This is a genomic window from Achromobacter sp. EG18, from assembly GCF_059759395.1.
In genome coordinates this window covers 1,308,740-1,325,607 of the sequence record NZ_CM186213.1, presented here as the reverse complement: position 1 = coordinate 1,325,607, position 16,868 = coordinate 1,308,740, and the positions used below count along the sequence as shown (strand labels likewise).

11 protein-coding genes are annotated in these 16,868 nt (G+C 70.9%); 4 read left to right on the top strand and 7 right to left on the bottom strand.

Annotation, left to right across the window (positions count from 1 at the left end):
* Positions 1-23: 23 nt before the first annotated feature.
* Both AC6CR5_RS06270 and AC6CR5_RS06265 read right to left on the bottom strand, forming a co-directional pair.
* Positions 24-1,016, bottom strand: a complete 993-nt coding sequence (locus tag AC6CR5_RS06270; RefSeq protein ID WP_054514405.1) for a Bug family tripartite tricarboxylate transporter substrate binding protein — start codon at positions 1,014-1,016, stop codon at positions 24-26.
* Between the two features lie 12 nt (positions 1,017-1,028).
* Positions 1,029-2,450, bottom strand: a complete 1,422-nt coding sequence (locus AC6CR5_RS06265) for a M20 family metallopeptidase (RefSeq protein WP_238874401.1) — start codon at positions 2,448-2,450, stop codon at positions 1,029-1,031.
* Between the two features lie 114 nt (positions 2,451-2,564).
* Between AC6CR5_RS06265 and AC6CR5_RS06260 the strand changes: the two genes are divergently transcribed.
* Entirely contained in the window at positions 2,565-3,491 is a 927-nt protein-coding gene (locus AC6CR5_RS06260) for a LysR family transcriptional regulator (RefSeq protein ID WP_024068986.1), read from the top strand.
* Between the two features lie 30 nt (positions 3,492-3,521).
* Here the strand turns inward: AC6CR5_RS06260 and AC6CR5_RS06255 are convergent, their stop codons facing one another.
* From AC6CR5_RS06255 to AC6CR5_RS06240, 4 genes are all read right to left on the bottom strand, one after another.
* Positions 3,522-6,590: an efflux RND transporter permease subunit gene (locus tag AC6CR5_RS06255; RefSeq protein WP_498085361.1), complete on the bottom strand. Its 3,069-nt coding sequence runs from the start codon at positions 6,588-6,590 to the stop codon at positions 3,522-3,524.
* Entirely contained in the window at positions 6,587-9,664 is a 3,078-nt protein-coding gene (locus AC6CR5_RS06250) for a multidrug efflux RND transporter permease subunit (RefSeq protein WP_498085360.1), read from the bottom strand. Before AC6CR5_RS06250 ends, AC6CR5_RS06255 begins: the two co-directional genes overlap by 4 nt.
* On the bottom strand, positions 9,661-10,833 hold the full coding sequence (locus AC6CR5_RS06245; RefSeq protein WP_058664536.1) for an efflux RND transporter periplasmic adaptor subunit: 1,173 nt from the start codon (positions 10,831-10,833) through the stop codon (positions 9,661-9,663). Before AC6CR5_RS06245 ends, AC6CR5_RS06250 begins: the two co-directional genes overlap by 4 nt.
* 90 nt (positions 10,834-10,923) lie before the next feature.
* Positions 10,924-11,868, bottom strand: a complete 945-nt coding sequence (locus AC6CR5_RS06240; RefSeq protein ID WP_498085359.1) for a LysR family transcriptional regulator — start codon at positions 11,866-11,868, stop codon at positions 10,924-10,926.
* A gap of 126 nt (positions 11,869-11,994) precedes the next feature.
* Between AC6CR5_RS06240 and AC6CR5_RS06235 the strand changes: the two genes are divergently transcribed.
* Both AC6CR5_RS06235 and AC6CR5_RS06230 read left to right on the top strand, forming a co-directional pair.
* The gene (locus AC6CR5_RS06235) at positions 11,995-13,176 is read left to right on the top strand and encodes an FAD-dependent oxidoreductase (RefSeq protein ID WP_498085358.1); all 1,182 of its coding nucleotides are present in this window, start codon (positions 11,995-11,997) and stop codon (positions 13,174-13,176) included.
* 61 nt (positions 13,177-13,237) lie between these two features.
* Complete coding sequence (locus AC6CR5_RS06230; protein ID WP_478220153.1) at positions 13,238-14,092, top strand: hypothetical protein; 855 nt, start codon at positions 13,238-13,240, stop codon at positions 14,090-14,092.
* Positions 14,093-14,111: 19 nt separating this feature from the next.
* Here AC6CR5_RS06230 and AC6CR5_RS06225 read toward each other — a convergent pair whose 3' ends face one another.
* Positions 14,112-15,362: an NnrS family protein gene (locus AC6CR5_RS06225; RefSeq protein ID WP_054514479.1), complete on the bottom strand. Its 1,251-nt coding sequence runs from the start codon at positions 15,360-15,362 to the stop codon at positions 14,112-14,114.
* Positions 15,363-15,603: 241 nt separating this feature from the next.
* Here AC6CR5_RS06225 and AC6CR5_RS06220 point away from each other — a divergent pair, with 241 nt between their 5' ends.
* Positions 15,604-16,863: an MFS transporter gene (locus AC6CR5_RS06220; protein WP_498085357.1), complete on the top strand. Its 1,260-nt coding sequence runs from the start codon at positions 15,604-15,606 to the stop codon at positions 16,861-16,863.
* Positions 16,864-16,868: the final 5 nt, after the last annotated feature.

Here is a 16,868-nt window from a genome sequence, read left to right as displayed (position 1 = left end):
GGCGCCCGCGCGGGGCGGGCGCTTCAGTCCAGCTTGATGTCGGCGCGCCGGCCCACTTCGCCGAAGGTCTTGAGTTCCTGTTCCATGCGCGCGGTGAAGGCGGCGCCGTCCAGGTAGACCGGCTCCAGCGCCAGGTCGGCGATGGCGCGGCGTACCTGCGGGTCGGCCATGATGTCCGCGACCGCGCGGTTCAACGTGTCCAGCACCGGCGGCGGCGTGCGCGCCGGCGCCACCAGCCCGTACCAGCCCACCATCGAGACGCCGGGCAGGCCGCTTTCGATGAAGGTCGGCACGTCCGGCAACTGCGGCACGCGGTGTTCGCCGGTGACGGCCAGCGCGCGCACCTTGCCCGCCTTGACCTGCGGCGCGGCCGACGACACGGTGTCGACGCCCAGCGCGATTTCGCCGCCGATCAGCGCGGTGATGAACTGCGCGCTGCCCTTGTAGGGCACCGGCGTCATTTTGGCGCCCGCGGCCTCGGCGAACATTTCACCCACCAGGTGCGGCGCCGACCCTGGACCGAAGGTGCCGTACATCAGGCCGCCGCCGGCGGTCTTGTCGCGCGCCAGCTCGGCCGCCTGTTGCGCGGTCTTGGCCGGCAGGCTGTTCTGCGCCAGCAGCACCACCGGCGCCAGCGCCACGATGGCGATGTGCTCGAAGCTGCCGCGCGGGTCGTAGGGCAGGTCGCGCTTGAGCGCCGGCAGCACGGTGTAGGTGGTGCTGCCCGACAGCATCAGCGTGTAGCCGTCGGGCTGGGCCTGCGCCACGGCGTTGGCGCCGATGACGGTCGAGGCGCCGGGCCGGTTCTCGACGATCACGGCCTGGCCCAGCTTGCCCGACAGCCGGTTGGCCAGCAGCCGGGCCACGGCGTCGGTGGCGCCGCCGGGCGTGAACGGCACCACCAGCTTGATGGCCTGTTCGGGATAGGCGGCGTGCGCGGCGGGGGCGGCCAGGGTGGCTTGCAGGGCAAGGGCCGAAAGGCAGGCCAGCGCGGCGGCGCGGAGTCGGGCGATCATGGAAGAGTCCGGTCAGGAGGGAGAGGAATCGGTTTCGGCGGCGGCCTGGCGCAGCGCGGCGCCCTGGTCGCCCAGGTCCCAGAACAGGCCCGCCATGATGGCCAGGCCCTCGCGCGCCACGCTGCCCAGCAGATGCTCGTTGGGCGCGTGCTGGGCGCAGGCGGGGTAGGAATGCGGCACCCACAGCGTGGGCAGGCCGAGCAGGTCGGCGAAGATGTCGTTGGGCAGCGAGCCCCCCAGGTTGGGCAGCAGCGCCGGGCGCTGGCCGGTGCTGCGCTCGATCGAGGCGGCGGCCCAGCGTACCCAGGGGTTGTCGGGCGACAGGCGGGTGGCGCCGGCCTGCATGCCGACGCGGACCCGCACGTCGGCAAAGCCGGCCGCGTCCAGATGGGCGCGCACGTGCTGCTCGAGCGCGCGCCAGTCGGTGCCGACCACGAAACGCAACTGGCACCAGGCCGTGGCGACGGGCGGAATGGCATTGACCGGCTTGGCCGGATCGCCGGCGCCGAAGGTCAGCACGTCCAGGCTGTTCCAGCCGAACACCTGCTCCGAGGGCGACAGGCCGGGCTCGCCCCAGTCGTGGTCGATCGCGGGATCGTCGGCGCCGCCACCCACTTCCAGGTCCGCCAGCGCCGCCGCCACCGGCGCCGGGATGGGCGGCGGCCGCAGGCCCGGCACCAGGATGCGGCCACGCGCGTCCACCAGGGAGGCGATGGCGTGCGACAGGACGATGGCGGGATTGGCCAGCAGCCCGCCCCAGTTGCCCGAGTGGTAGCCGCGTTCGCGGGCGCGCAGGCTCAATTCGAAGTTCACCGCGCCGCGCGAGCCCATGAACAGGGTGGGGCGGGCGGCGGCCAGGCGCGGGCCGTCGCTGGCAATGAAGACGTCGGCGGCCAGCGCCTCGCGCTGCGCTTCGCAGAAGGCGGCCAGGCCGGGCGAGCCCGCTTCCTCGCCGGTCTCGATCAGCCAGGTGGCGTTGAAGCCCAGCTTGCCGTCGCGCGCCCGCAGCACCTGGCGCAGCGCGGCCAGGTTGATGGTGTGTTGCCCCTTGTTGTCGGCGGTGCCGCGGCCGTACCAGCGGTCGCCCTCGACCCGCAGGCGCCATGGATCGCGGCCGGCTTCCCACTTGGCCGCATTGCCGCGCACCACGTCGCCATGGCCGTACAGCAGCACGCCCGGCAGCGCCGGCGCTTCGATGCGCCGCGCCACCATGATCGGCAGGTCGACGCCCGCCGGGTTGGGGTGCACATGACAGGTGAAGCCCAGCTGTTCCAGCTGCGGCGCCAGCTCGTCGTTCAGGTAGGCGTGCTGGCAGGCGGCCTGGCCGGGCTCCTCGCTTTCGGTCTGGTAGGCGACGCGGCGGGCCAGTTCGGCCTGCAAGGTGCCGTCGTCATAGGCTTGGGTGGCGTGGAGGATGGCTTGTTCGCGGATCACTGCGGTCTCGGGGTAGCGGCACAGGCACAAAGTTATTACGCTTATGCGCATGCCACAATTAGATAATTCGCATTTGATCGTTGCCATTTAGGCAATGGCTTGGGGAAGCTTGCCATGATTTCGCTGGGCCTGAGGTATTTCCTGGAGGTGGCGCGCTGCGGCTCCATCGCCGGCGCCGCCGCCGCGCAGCACGTGGCGGCCTCCGCCGTGAGCCGCCAGATCGCCAAGCTGGAGGACGAGCTGGGCATTGCGCTGTTCGAGCGCCAGGCGCGCGGCATGGCATTGAGCGAGGCCGGCCGCCAGCTGGCGGCATACGCCAACGCCGCCGCGCTGGAGGCCGAGCGCGTCACCACCGGCATCCGCCAGCGCAGCGCGCTGGGCGACGTGACCATCCGGCTGGCCTGCACCGAAGGCTTTGCCCATCGCTTCCTGCCGCAGTGCATGGCCGACTTCAAGCGTATCCGCCCCGAGGCGCGCTTCCACCTGCTGGTGGAGCGGCCGGAGGAGGTCAACCGGCTGGTGCTGGAAGGGTTGTCGCAGCTGGCGCTGCGCTACACGGTGGCGCCGGACGAGCGCCTCAAGACCGAATTGCAATGCCGCGCGCCGGTCTACGCCATCATGTGCCGGCGCCATCCGCTGGCCGCGCGCCGCAGCGTCGGCGTGCGCGATCTGGCGCAGGCGCCGCTGTCGCTGGGCGACCCCGGCACCACGGTGCGCGACCTGTTCGACGCGGCCTGCGCCAATGCCGGCGTGCATATCGAGCCTGCCTACGTCTCGAACCATTCGGCGGCCTTCCTGCCGATGCTGCCGGGCAGCCAGATCGTGGCGTTGACGGGCTACCTGACAGTGATCGGCCTGCTCGCCAGCGCCGGCCTGGTGGCGGTGCCGTTCAGCAATCCCGAAATGCGCCAGCGCAGCATCCAGGTCGTGACCTTGCGCGGCGCCAATCTGCCGCCGCTGGCGCGTGCCTTTCTGGCGCTGTTGGCCGAACGCCTGACCGTGGCGCCGCGCGCCCCGGAAGTGGAACGGGGCGCGGGCTGAGGCGTCGGGCGCGGCGCGGACGGGCGGGGATCAGGCGCGCCGCGCCCGCCAGCCCGCCATCTTCAGCCGCAGCCGTTCCAGCGCCAGATACACGATCGGCGTGGTGTATAGCGTCAGGAACTGGCTGATCATCAATCCGCCGACGATGGTCACGCCCAGCGGCCGGCGCAGTTCCGAACCTTCGCCCATGCCCAGCACCAGCGGCAGCGCGCCCAGCAGGCCGGCCAGGTTGGTCATGACGATGGGCCGCAGGCGCAGCATGGCGGCGCGGTGGATGGCCTGTTCCGGCGTCAGGCCCTCGCGCCGCTCCAGGCCGAGGGCGAAGTCGATCATCAGGATGGCGTTCTTCATCACCACCCCCACCAGCAGGAACAGGCCGAGCAGGGCGATCAGGCTGAACTCGATATCGGCCAGCCGCAGCGCCAGCAGCGCGCCGACGCCGGCCGAGGGCAGGGTCGACAGGATGGTCAGCGGATGCAGCGGGCTTTCGTACAGGATGCCCAGCACCAGGTAGATCGCCACCAGCACACCCAGGATCAGCCAGGGCTGGTCCTGCAGGCTTTGCTGGAAGCTGCGGGCGTCGCCGCCCAGCCGCGTCTGGATGTGGGCGGGCACCATCAGCCGCGCCATGGCGGCGTCGATGGCGGCCAGGCCCTGCTGCAGCGAGACGCCCTCGGCCAGCGAGAAGCCGACGCCGACGGCGGCGAACAGCCCGTCGTGGAAGACGCGGTCGTTGACCAGGCCGTGCTCGTAGGTGGAGAACGCCGACAGCGGCACGCGGTTGCCGTCGGCCGCCACCACCTGCACCCGTTCCAGCACCTCGGGGTCCTCGGTGTAGCGCGGGTCCAGCTCCAGCACCACGCGGTACTGGTTCATGGGGTCGTACAGCGTCGCCACCTGGCGCTGGCTGAAGGAATTGCCGAGCACGCTGGCGATGGTGCGCATGTCCACGCCCAGGCGCCGGGCGGCGGCGCGGTCGATGTTGATGACCACCTGCTGGGTGGCGGCATCGCCCACCGCATCGACGTCGCGCAGCTCGGGAATGTCCTGCATCGCGCGCGAGATCCTGCGTGACCATTGCCGCAGCGCCGGCACGTCGCTGGCCATGATGGCCAGCTCGTGGTCGCCGGAATTGCCGAAGCCGCCCGGCATGCGCAGGTCCTGGTCGACGTTCAGGAAGAACATGCCGCCCGGCACCGGCGGGGCGTTGGCGCGCAGCCAGTCGATCACCTGGGCCGAGGATTCGCGCCGCTCGGAAGCGGGTTTCAGGCGGATCAGGAACAGCGAATTGCTGATGCCCAGGCTGCCGCCGTTGTAGCCGATCACGTCCTGCACCGCGGGGTGCTTGAGCACCAGCTGGCGGTAGACGTCGATCTTGGGCTGCATCACCTGGAACGAGAAGCCGTCGTCGCCGCGCACGAACCCCATCAGCTGGCCGGTGTCCTGCTGCGGCAGAAACCCCTTGGGCGCTTGCGCATACAGATAGGCGTTCAGCGCCACCACGGCGGCCAGCAGCAGCAGGGTCAGGCGCGCGTGGCCCAGCACCCGCGCCAGCGACGCGCCATACCATTGGTGGACGCGGGCGAACACGGCGCGCAGCCGCGAGGGCCGCGTTTGCGCCTCGGCTGGCGGCCGCAGCCAGCGCGCGCACAGGCTGGGAATGATGGCGACCGACACCACCAGCGAAATCAGGATGGCCGCCACCAGCGTGATCGAGAACTCGCGGAACAGCCGTTCCACCAGCCCGCCCATGAACAGGATCGACACGAACACCACCGACAGCGCCAGCGTCATCGCCACCAGCGTGAAGCCGACCTCGCGCACGCCGCGCAGGGCCGCCTGGCGCGGCCCCAGCCCGCGTTCCAGGTGGCGCGAGATGTTCTCCAGCACCACGATGGCGTCGTCCACCACCAGGCCCGCGGCCACGATCAGCGCCATCAGCGACAGGTTGTTGAGCGAGAAGCCCCACAGGTACATGACGGCGAAGGTGGCCACCAGGCAGACCGGAATCGCCACGCTGGGAATGGCGGCGGCGCGGGCGCTGCCGAGGAATAGCCACACCACCAGGATCACCAGCCCGACCGCCAGCCCCAGCGTGACGTGGGCCTCGCGCAGCGTGGCGTGGATGCCGGGCGAGCGGTCCAGCACCACGGTCAGGTCGACGTCGGCCGGCATCAGCGCGCGCAGGCCGGGCAGGGCCTGGTTGATGGCGGCGATGGTCTCGATGATGTTGGCGCCCGGCTGGCGGCTGATGGTCAGCACCACCGCCGGGTCGTGGTTGTGAAAGCCGCTGCTGTAGCGGTTCTCGACCGAGTCGCTGACGCGCGCGATCTGCGCCAGCCGGATGGTGGCGCCATCTTGGTGGCGCACGATCAGGCCGTTGTAGTCGTCGGCCGTGCGCGGCTGGCCGGGCGTGCCGACCTCCCAGCGCTGGCCGGCCGAGTCCAGCTGGCCCTGCGGTCCCATCGGGGCGGCGTCGGCGATGGACTGGCGCAGGTCGTCCAGCGCCACGCCATAGTGCGCCAGCGCGTTGGGGTTGACCTGCACCCGCACCGCCGGCAGCGAGCTGCCGCCCAGCGTCACTTCGCCGACGCCGACGATCTGCGACAGTTTCTGCGCCAGCACCGTGGCGCCCAGGTCGTAGAGCCGGCCGGCGGGTCGGGTGGGCGAGCTGAGCGCCAGCGCCATGATGGGCGCCTGCGACGGATTGACCTTGCGGTAGGTGGGGTTGCCGGGCATGCCGGACGGCAGCTCGGCGCGGGCGGCGTTGATGGCGGCCTGCACGTCGCGCGCGGCGGCGTTGATGTCGCGGTCCAGCTCGAATTGCAGCAGCACGCGGGTGGCGCCTTGGTTGCTGGACGAGCTCATGGCGCTGACGCCGGCGATGCCGCCCAGCGCGCGTTCCAGCGGCGCGGCCACCGTGCTGGCCATGCTCTCGGGGCTGGCGCCGGGCAGTTCGGCGCGCACCTCGATGGTGGGGAAGTCCACCTGCGGCAGGGGCGCCACCGGCAGCAGGTGCCAGGCCACCGCGCCCAGCAGCGTCAGGGCCAGCGCCAGGAAGATGCAGGCGATGGGCCGGTGCAGCAGCGCGCGGATCATGGCGCCGGCCGGTCCGCGGGCGCGGGCAGGGCCTTGCGGCGGCCCGCGCCCAGTCGGTGGAAGAACAGGTAGACGGCGGGCGTGGTGAACAGCGTCAGCACCTGGCTGACCAGCAGGCCGCCCACCATCACCCAGCCCAGCGGCTGGCGCAGTTCTGCGCCCGAGCCGGTGGCCAGCATCAGCGGCAGGGCGCCGAACAGCGCCGCCAGCGTGGTCATCAGGATCGGCCGCAGCCGCAGCAGCGCGGCTTCGCGGATCGCCTCGCGCGGCGCCAGGCCGCGGCTGCGTTCGGCTTCCAGCGCGAAGTCGACCATCATGATGCCGTTCTTCTTGACCAGTCCGATCAGCAGGATGATGCCGATCACGGCGATCAGGTCCAGCGGCCGGCCGGTGAGCAGCAGCGCCAGCAGCGCGCCCACCGTGGCCGACGGCAGGGTCGACAGGATGGTGACGGGATGGATCGCGCTTTCATAAAGCATGCCCAGCACCAGGTACATGGTGACCACCGCCGCCAGCATCAACCACAGGGTATTGGACAACGACGCCTCGAAGGCCGCCGCCGCGCCCTGCAGGCGCAGTTCGACGCTGGGCGGCATGGCGATGTCCTGGCGCGCCGCCTCGATGGCGGCGATGGCCGCGCCCAGCGAGCCGCCCGGCGGCAGGTTGAACGAGAAATTGACGGCCGGGAACTGGGACAGGTGGTTCACCGCCAGCGGCACGGCGCGCTCGCTGACCGTGGCCAGCGCCGCCAGCGGAATCGGCTGGCCGTCCGCGGTTTTCAGGTGGATGCGCTCCAGCGCCTCGGGGCTGGCGGCCAGGCGCGGGTCCACTTCCAGCACCACGCGATACTGGTTCGACTGCGTGAACAGGGTGGCCACCTGGCGCTGGCCGAAGGCGTTGTAGAGCGCCTGGGCCACGTCGTCCATGGTCAGGCCGAGCCGCGCGGCGGCGTCGCGCGAGACCTCCAGGTAGGCCTGGCGGCCGCCGCCCTGCAGGTCCGACGAAATATCGGCCAGCTGCGGCGCGGCGTCCAGGCGCTGGGCCAGCGCGCGGCTCCAGCGCGCCAGCAGGGCGGCGTCGGGCGAGGTCAGGGTGAACTGGTACTGGCCGCGGCTGACGCGGTCTTCGATGTTCAATTCCTGCACCGGTTGCAGGTACAGCGAGATGCCCCGCACCTGGCGGGCGCGGGCATCGAGCCGCGCCATGATGTCGGCCAGCGGCGCGCCGCGTTCGCTCCAGGGCTTGAGGTTGACCAGCAGGCGGCCGGTATTCAACGTGGCGTTCATGCCGTCGATGCCGATGAAGGACGACAGGCTGGCGACGTCGGGATCTTGCAGCAGGCTTTGCGCCAGCGCCTGCTGGCGCCGCGACATGGCCTCGAACGAGGTGCTTTGCGCCGACTGGGTCACGCCTTGCAGCACGCCGCCGTCCTGCACCGGGAAGAAGCCCTTGGGCACCGCCAGGTACAGCAGCGCGGTCAGCGCCACGGTGGCCAGCATCGCCAGCAGCGTCAGGCGCTGGTGGCGCAGGGTCACGTCGAGCCAGCCGGCATAGCGCGCCTGCAGGCGGTCCAGCAGGCCGGGCGGGCGCTCGGCGTGCGGCGGCAGCAGGCGCGCGCACATCATGGGGGTGAGCGTCAGCGACACCGCCAGCGAGATCAGGATGGCCACCGCCAGCGTGATGGCGAATTCGCGGAACAGCCGGCCGACCACGTCTTCCATGAACAGCAGCGGGATCAGCACGGCGATCAGCGACAGCGTCAGCGACACCAGGGTGAAGCCGATCTGCCCGGCGCCCTTGAGCGCGGCCGCCATCGGGCTGTGGCCCTGTTCGCGGTAGCGGGCGATGTTCTCCAGCATGACGATGGCGTCGTCGACCACGAAGCCGGCGCCGATGGTCAGCGCCATCAACGTCAGGTTATTGGTCGAAAAGCCCGCCAGGTGCATCACGCCGAAGGTGCCGATCAAGGACAGCGGCACCGCCAGGCTGGGAATCAGCGTGGCCGGCAGGTTGCGCAGGAACAGGAAGGTCACCAGCACCACCAGCCCGACCGCGAAGGCCAGTTCCCACTGCACGCCGCGCACCGAAGCGCGGATGCTCTCGGTGCGGTCGGTCAGCACGCGCACCTGCACCGCCGCCGGCAGGCTGGCGGTCAGCTGCGGCAGCAGCGCCTTGACCTGGTCGGCCACGGCGATGACGTTGGCGCCCGGCTGGCGCTGGATGTTCACCAGCACCGCCGGCTGGCGGTCGACCCAGGCGGCCAGGTAGCGGTCCTCGGCGCCGTCCTCGACCGTGGCGACCTCGCCCAGCCGCACCGGCGCGCCATTGCGCCAGGCCACGATCAGGTCGCGGTACTCCTGCGCGCTCTGCAACTGGTCGTTGGCGTCCATGATGACCGAGCGCACCGGCCCATCGAAGCTGCCCTTGGGCTGGTTGGAGTTGGCCTTGGCGATGGCCTCCTGCAGGTCGGACAGTTGCAGTCCGCGCGCGGCCAGCGCCATGGGGTTGGCCTGCACCCGCACCGCGGGGCGCTGGCCGCCGGCCAGGCTTACCATGCCCACGCCCGACAGCTGCGCCAGGCGCTGTGTCATGCGGGTGTCGACCAGGTCGTAGACCTGCGGCAGCGGCAGCGAATCCGAGGTGACGGCCAGCGTCAGGATCGGCACGTCGGCCGGGTTGACCTTGCGGTACACCGGCGGCGTCGGCAGGTCGGACGGCAGCAGCGAGCCGCTGGCGCTGATGGCGGCCTGCACCTCCTGCTCGGCCACCCCCAGCGAGACGTCGAGCGAGAACTGCAGCGTGATCACCGAGATGCCGCTGCCGCTGGAGGACGACATCTGCTTGAGCCCCGGGATCTGGCCGAAGCGGCGCTCCAGCGGCGCGGTCACGGCGCGCGCGGTGACATCGGGGCTGGCGCCCGGATAGGGCGTGGTGACCTGGATGATGGGGTAGTCGACCTGCGGCAGCGCCGCCACCGGCAGCATGCGCCAGGCAAGGATGCCCGACAGCAGCAGTGCCAGCATCAGGAACGAGGTGGCGACCGGCCGCAGGATGAAGGGACGTGACAGGCTCATTGGGTTTCCACGATCAGCACGTCGCGGCCGTCGTGCAGTCGATCCACGCCCTCGACCACCACGCGTTCGGCCACGGCCAGGCCCGAGCGGACTTCGACGCGGCCGGCGTTGGCGCGGCCCAGCGTCAGTTCGCGCCGAGTGGCGCGTTGGTCGTCGCCGATGACGAAGACGAAGGCGCCGTCGGCGCCGTACTGCACCGCCGCCGTGGGAATCGACAGCACGTCTTCCTGGCGCGCCAGCGCCAGGCGGATATTGACGAACTGGTTCGGGAACAGCGCCTCGTCGGCATTCTCGAACAGGGCGCGCAGCTTGACCGTGCCGCTGGCGGCGTGGATCTGGTTGTCCAGCGCCTGCAGCGTGCCGAGCGCGATCAGGCGGCGTTCGTCGGCGTCCCAGGCCTGCACCTGCAGGGCGCCGTCGCCGGCCTGCGCCTGGCGCAGCAGGTCCAGGCGGGTTTCGGCAAGCGTGAACAGCGCCGAGATCGGCCGCGTCTGCACCAGCGTGGTCAGGCCGTCGGCGTCGCCGGCGCGCACGTGATTGCCGGCGTCCACGCGGCGCAGGCCGATGCGGCCGTCGTGCGGCGCGACGATGCGCGTCAGCGCCAGCAGCCGCCGGGCGTCGGCCACGGCCGCCGCCAGCCGCTGGCGCTGGGCCGCGTAGCTGCGCGCCTGGGCCTCGGCGGTGTCCAGCTGCTGGCCCGCCACCGCTTCCTGGCGCGCCAGTTGCCGGTAGCGGCGCAGGTCGATCTCGGCGTTGCCGAGCAGCGCCTCGACGCGCGCCAGTTCGCCTTCGGCCGCCGCCAGCGCGGCCTGGTAGGGGCGTGGATCGATCTCGGCCAGCAATTGCCCGCGCCGCACGGCCTGGCCCTCGGTGTAGTGCAGGCGTTGCAGCTGGCCATCGACCTGGCTGCGCAGCACCACGCGGGCCAACGGCGTGATGGTGCCCAGCGCATGCAGGTCGCGCGGCAAGGGGCCGCTGCGCGCGGCGGCAACGCTGACCGCCACCGGCTGTTGGGCGTAGCTGGGAATGGCGGCGGGGGCGGGGCCTGGCAGGACGTAGCGCCATACGGCCCACCCGGCCCAGGCGGCCAGCATGGCGACGGCCACAAGGCCGGCGAGCGCCAGACGCCGGCGCACGATGGCGGGGCCAGCGGAGAAAGGCAGGGGCATCTCGGTACTGCCAGGGGATAAGTTGGGGACAGTGCGGATTCTATCTGAATAATAATTATTAGCGTTTTGGAATCAGCTTGTAGTCAGGTTTTATGCGGCTTCTTCCGACGCGGTTCCGGGCGGCGTTCCCAGGCCCATTTCGGCCAGGCGCGCCTGGATCAGTTCGAGCAATGCCCGGGCGCGCGCGCTGACGGAATGCCGATGGCTGTAGACCCCCAGCAATTGCAGGGGCGCGGGGCGCAGGTCCAGCGGCACCTCGCGCAGTCGCCCGCTGGCCAGGTCCTCCTGGCACGAGCAGGCCGCCAGGATCGCGAAACCGATGCCCTGGCGCGCGCCCATCAGCGCCAGTTCGCCGCTGTTGACGCGGTAGCGGCTGCGCACCGGCACCTTGACGATCTCGCCCGCGGCGTCCACGAATTGCCAGGGCATGCCCTTCAATGCGCTCAGGGTGGTGATGCAGGGCAGGGCCTTGAGCTGGCGCGCCTGGCGCGGCACGCCGACACGCGCCAGCAGCGCCGGCGCGGCGACCACGATGCTGGGCAGCGTGGCCAGTTCGCGCGTGATGAGGCTGCTGTCGTCCTGGCGGCCCCGGTGAAAGACGATCGACAGATCGACGTCCTCGCGTAGCGCGTCGATGCCGTCGAGGCGGGTGTCGCAGGCCAGCTCAATGCCCGGATGGCGGTCGCAGAATTCCGCCAGGATCGGCGCCAGCAGCCGCGGCGCTTCACCTGGCATGCACAGCGTCAGCGGCCCGCGCAGCTCCCGCCGGACCGCGCCCAGTTCTTCTTCGGTGGCGGCAAGCGTGTCCAGCAGCGGCTTGGCCCGCTGGTACAGCAACTGGCCGGCCTCGGTCATGCGCAAATGGCGGGTGCTGCGCTCCAGCAAGCGCACGCCCAGCCGCCGTTCCAGTCCGGCGACATGGCGGCTGACGTTCGACGACGGCATCGCCAGGCGCCGCGCGGCGCCGGCGAAGCTCTGTTCATCCACGACGGCGGCGTAGACGCGCACGCTGTTCAGATCCAGCGCTTGGCCCATGATTATCCCGATTCAGATATGAAACAAACCCATTTTTCCATACTAGTTATCGGATCCGGTGGAATCTACGATGCGGTTCCCGGTTCCGGCGTGGGACCGGCGCGGGGTTTGATGGAAGGAATCAGCATGGATATCGGAATACTGGGCGGCGGCATCGCCGGCCTGAGCGTGGCGCTGGCATTGCATCGGACCGGCCATCGGCCGCGGGTCTACGAACGCGGGGCCGCGCCAGCCACCATGGGCGCCGGCGTGACGTTATGGCCCAACGCCGGCTTCGTGCTGGACGCGCTCGGCCTGCTGCCGGACGTCGCGGCAGCGGGTGGGCGGCCGCGGGCGATGCGCCGCTACGACAACGCGGGCCATGCCCTGGGCAGCCTCGACATCTCCGCGCTCGACCGATTGATGGGATATCCGACCCACACGATCCTGCGCCGCGACCTGCTGGCCGTGTTGCTGGCGCACGCGGCGCGGGCCGGCATCCCGGTCGAGTACGGCCACCGCGCCGTGGCGATCGAACCCGACGCCGACGGCCGCGCCGCCGCCAGGTTCGAGAACGGCGCCGTGGCGCGCGCGGACCTGCTCGTCGGCGCGGACGGCCGCATGGATTCGGTGGCGCGGCGGTTCGTCGTCGGCGACAACACGCCGGTCTACCAGGGCTTCGTGAACTGGATCGGCATCGCCTCCGGCCCCGGCCTGGCCGAGGACATGGCCATCCAGGACTATTGGGGCGTCGGCGAGCGTTTCGGCTGCGTCGCGGTGCGGCCCGACCTGGTCTATTGGGCGGGGGCCGAGGCCCGTCCGCTCGCCGCCGCGGTCCAGGGACCCGACCCGCGCGCGGAGGTCGCGGACCGGTTCGCCGGCTGGGCCGACCCGATCGCGCGTCTCGTCCAGGCCACGCCCGCCGACGCGGTGCGCCTGATCGCCGTGCACGACCTGGATACCCCGGCGGCCTGGCACCGCGCCAATGTGCTGCTGGTGGGGGACGCCGCGCACGCGCCGCTGCCGACCTCGGGCCAGGGCGCCTGCCAGGCGCTGGAGGACGCCTGGCACCTGGCGCGTTGCCTGGCGGGCGCGCCGCGCGACCTGGACGCGGCCCTAAGCGCCTTCACCGCGCTGCGCCAGCCCAAGACGGCGGCCCTGACCGAGCAGGCCCGCGTGTACGCGCGCGGCCTGTTCGAGCGGGATCCGCAGGCCTGCCGCCTGCGCGACCAGCAGATCAAGGCCGTCGATGCCGGAGCGGCGCTGCGGGCGATGGCGAGCGCCTGGGGGCAGGGATTGGCATGCGGCGGGGGCGGCGAACGGGGATAATGCGGTTTTCCGACCAGATTCCGGCGCGCTTCGCGCCGGGCCGCTCGATAGGGTTTCATCCATGCAAGAGAACACGTCCGCCGCGTCCCGACCGCCGGCGCCGGGCTCATCGTCGCCCCGCCAGACCTGCGCCGCGCTGATCGACGCGTTGCACACCGACCGCGCCGCGTTGCAGCTGTGGCAAACCGTGGCGCGCCAATACCAGGACAAGCATGCCGAGGTGCTGGCGCCGCTGGAGGTCACCGAGATCGAGCTCAAGGCCAAGTTGGTGTTCTGCTTCGACCATGCCGCCAAGCAGAAGGAGCTGACCAAGGCGGAACGCCAGCTGGTGTCCGAGATTGCCGCGCAATTGGGGCAGGAGACGCTGTTCTCGATCCTGCTGGACGGCACGCCGGCCGAATGCGACGTGGAGCGCCTGAAGGCGGTCTACCGCAAGCACAGCGATTCCGACATCGACGTCGAAGTGGCCGAGGAACGCGAGGCCGAGGCGGGCGACAGGGCTGCCTCGGCGCAGGCGCCGGCAGACGAACCGGCCACCGCCGTGACGTTCGCGCCTGACGCGCTGGCGCAGGCCGAGGCCTTGCTGGCCCTGGGGCCGGACGGGTTGGACGGCGTCGCCGAAGACAAGCTGGCGCTGGCCATCCCGGTGCTGCAGGAACGACTGGCCGCCTTGAATCGCGAGCTGGCCGCGTTCGAACGCGACTTCAAGGCCGAATACCGCTTCGACCCGGAACAGCCGATCGACCCGGCCGACCTGATGGAAGACCTGGATGCCGAAATCGCCGACGTCCAGGACTACATCGGCGAACTGGAGTTCGAGCTGTCGCAGTTCGTCGACATGCAGCAGCTCAAGGCCTGGCTCAAGGCCATGAAGAAGCAGCTGGAAGCGACCCGCCGGCGCGAGGCGCGCGGCTGAGGCCGGGGCCGCCCGTACTTCAGGGCGCCCGGCGCGGTCCGGCGGGCACGATCTTCATCATCGGCGCGGCGGGCTTGGCCACGGCGTCCGCGCGCGGCCGGATCATCCACGGGAAGAAGCGCCACAGGTACAGGCCGAATCCCAGCGCCCAGGCGCCGGCCGAGGCATGCAGCAGGCCCAGCGTGGCGCTGGTGGGCAGCAGGGCGGCCAGGCGCAGCAGCGCCGCCAGGATCACCAGCGCATAGCTCAACACCATGCTGCGGTCGGCGCGCAGCGGCCGGCCCAGGTGGCCCATGGCGGTGCGCGTGGCCATGCCGATGATCAGCACCGAGAACCCGGCTATGCCGATGACGTGCGCCGGCCAGGCGGGCCGCGCCACGTACCCGGCCAGTTGCGCCGCGCCCACTAGCAGGCCGAAGCCCAGGCCCAGATAACCCGCATACAGGATCCACAGCAAAGGCACGCGGCGCGCGGCCCACGGCTTCCAGGCCAGCCACTGCACCAGCGCCAGGATGCCGGTCACCGCGAGCAGCAGCGCCGCGGCGCGAGGCGCGCCGGCCAGCAGGCAGGCGATGGCCAGCACGCCGGCGCCCAACTGCCAATGGCCGCTGCGGGTGTGGGGCGGAATCTCCAGGCCGGCGACGGCGCGCTTGGCGAAGAACGGCAGCACGCGGCGCGCGATCAGCAGCGTCAGCACCGCCATCACCAAAAGGCCGGTGTTGAAGTAGCGCATCAGCGCCAGGTAATCGCCCGCCAGCGCGGCGCGCAGATACAGCGCGTGGGCCGCGGCCAGCGCCAGCAGCAGCAATGGCACGCCGTAGTTGCGGCGATTGCGCGTGATCCAGACGGCGCGCGCCAGGGCAATGGCGGCGCACAGGAAGAACAGCAGGTCGGCCACGGCGGCGACGGTGAACGCCGTCATGCCGGGCGCCAGGTAGGCGCCGCGCGCCACCAGCCAGACCACACACAGCGCCGCCAGGGGAGCGCCGCGCAACGGATTGCGGCCGGTCCAGTTGGCGCCGGCCGTCATCAGGAAACCGACCGCGATGGTGGCCACGAAGCCCCACAGCATCTCGTGCGCGTGCCAGGGCATGGCGCTCAGCACGCCCGTCAGCCGGGCTGGCGCGAACACCCATAGCAGCACCGAGGCCAGCGCCCAGAAACAGCCGGCCAGGTAGAGGGGGCGAAAGCCCATTTCGGTGAAGGCGCGCCAGTTGGGCCGCGCGGCGCCGTCGGCGGCGGGTTCTTCCAGGGTGAGCAGGGTGGACATGTTGGCCTTTGCGCGGATGGCCGGCGGAGCGGCCTTGAATGTGTATTTGAAATACATATTAACGCCGCCGGACGCTTTCGGCCCATCGCGCGGATTTGATCCCGCGCAAACGCGGCGGCTTTTCCGGGGTGACTAGTCACATCGGCGGCGCCGATATGGTCGGCCGGCGAATGGTGGCGGCGGGCGCGGATGCCTAGGCTTGGGGCTGTCGTATTCCGTGTGCAAAAAAGCGAGAACCACCATGGCATCAACCCACCCCTCGGCCAGCGCGCCCATGCGGGTCCTGGTATCCAGCACCTTCGCCTTCACCATCTGCTTCGCGGTATGGATGATCTTCGCGGTGCTGGGCATTCCCATCAAGACGCAGCTCGGCCTGTCCGAGACCGAATTCGGCCTGCTCGCCGCCATGCCGGTGCTGACCGGCTCCCTGGTGCGGGTGCCGCTGGGCATCTGGACCGACCGCTACGGCGGCCGTCCGGTGTTCTTCGTGCTGATGCTGCTGGCGGTGGTGCCGATCTGGCTGCTGTCCTACGCCACCGAGTACTGGCAATTCCTGGTGCTGGCGCTGTTCGTGGGCCTGACCGGCGGCTCGTTCTCGGTCGGCACGCCCTACGTGGCGCGCTGGTTCCAGCGCAACAAGCAGGGCCTGGCCATGGGCGTGTTCGGCGCCGGCAATTCGGGCTCGGCCATCACCAAGTTCGTGGCGCCGGCGCTGATCGCCGCCGCCGGCGGCGCCTGGGTGATCGTGCCGCAGGTGTACGCGGTGGCGCTCCTGGTGACGGCGATCCTGTTCTGGCTGTTCTCGGCCTCGGATCCGTCGCACCGGGTGGCCGGCGGCGCCAGCCTGAAGGCGCAATTCGCGATGCTGAAGGACCCGCGCGTGTGGCGCTACTGCCAGTACTACTCGGTGGTGTTCGGCGGCTACGTGGCGCTGGCGCTCTGGATGACCAAGTACTACATCGGCGAGTATGGCTTCGACATGAAGCTGGCGGCGCTGCTGGCCGCGTGCTTCTCGCTGCCGGGCGGCGTGCTGCGCGCCATGGGCGGCTGGATCTCGGACCGCTACGGCGCCTACAAGACCACCTGGTGGGTGATGTGGGTGTGCTGGGTGGCGTTCTTCATCCTGAGCTATCCGCAGACCCACTTCACGGTCATGACCACCGGCGGCCCGCGCCAGTTCGACATCGCCCTGGGGCCGGTCAGCTTCACCATCCTGCTGTTCATCGTCGGCATCGCCATGGCGATTGGCAAGGCCTCGGTCTTCAAGTTCATCTCGGATGAGTTCGGCCAGAACATCGGCGCGGTCTCGGGCATCGTCGGCCTGGCCGGCGGCCTCGGCGGCTTCATCCTGCCGATCCTGTTCGGCGTGCTGCTGGACCTGACCGGCGTGCGCTCCAGCGCCTTCATGCTGCTGTACGGCACGGTCTGCGTCTCGCTCATCTTCATGCATTTCAGCTTCCGGCCCGAAAGCGCCGCCACCGCGCGGCGCCAAGCCGCCTGACCCCA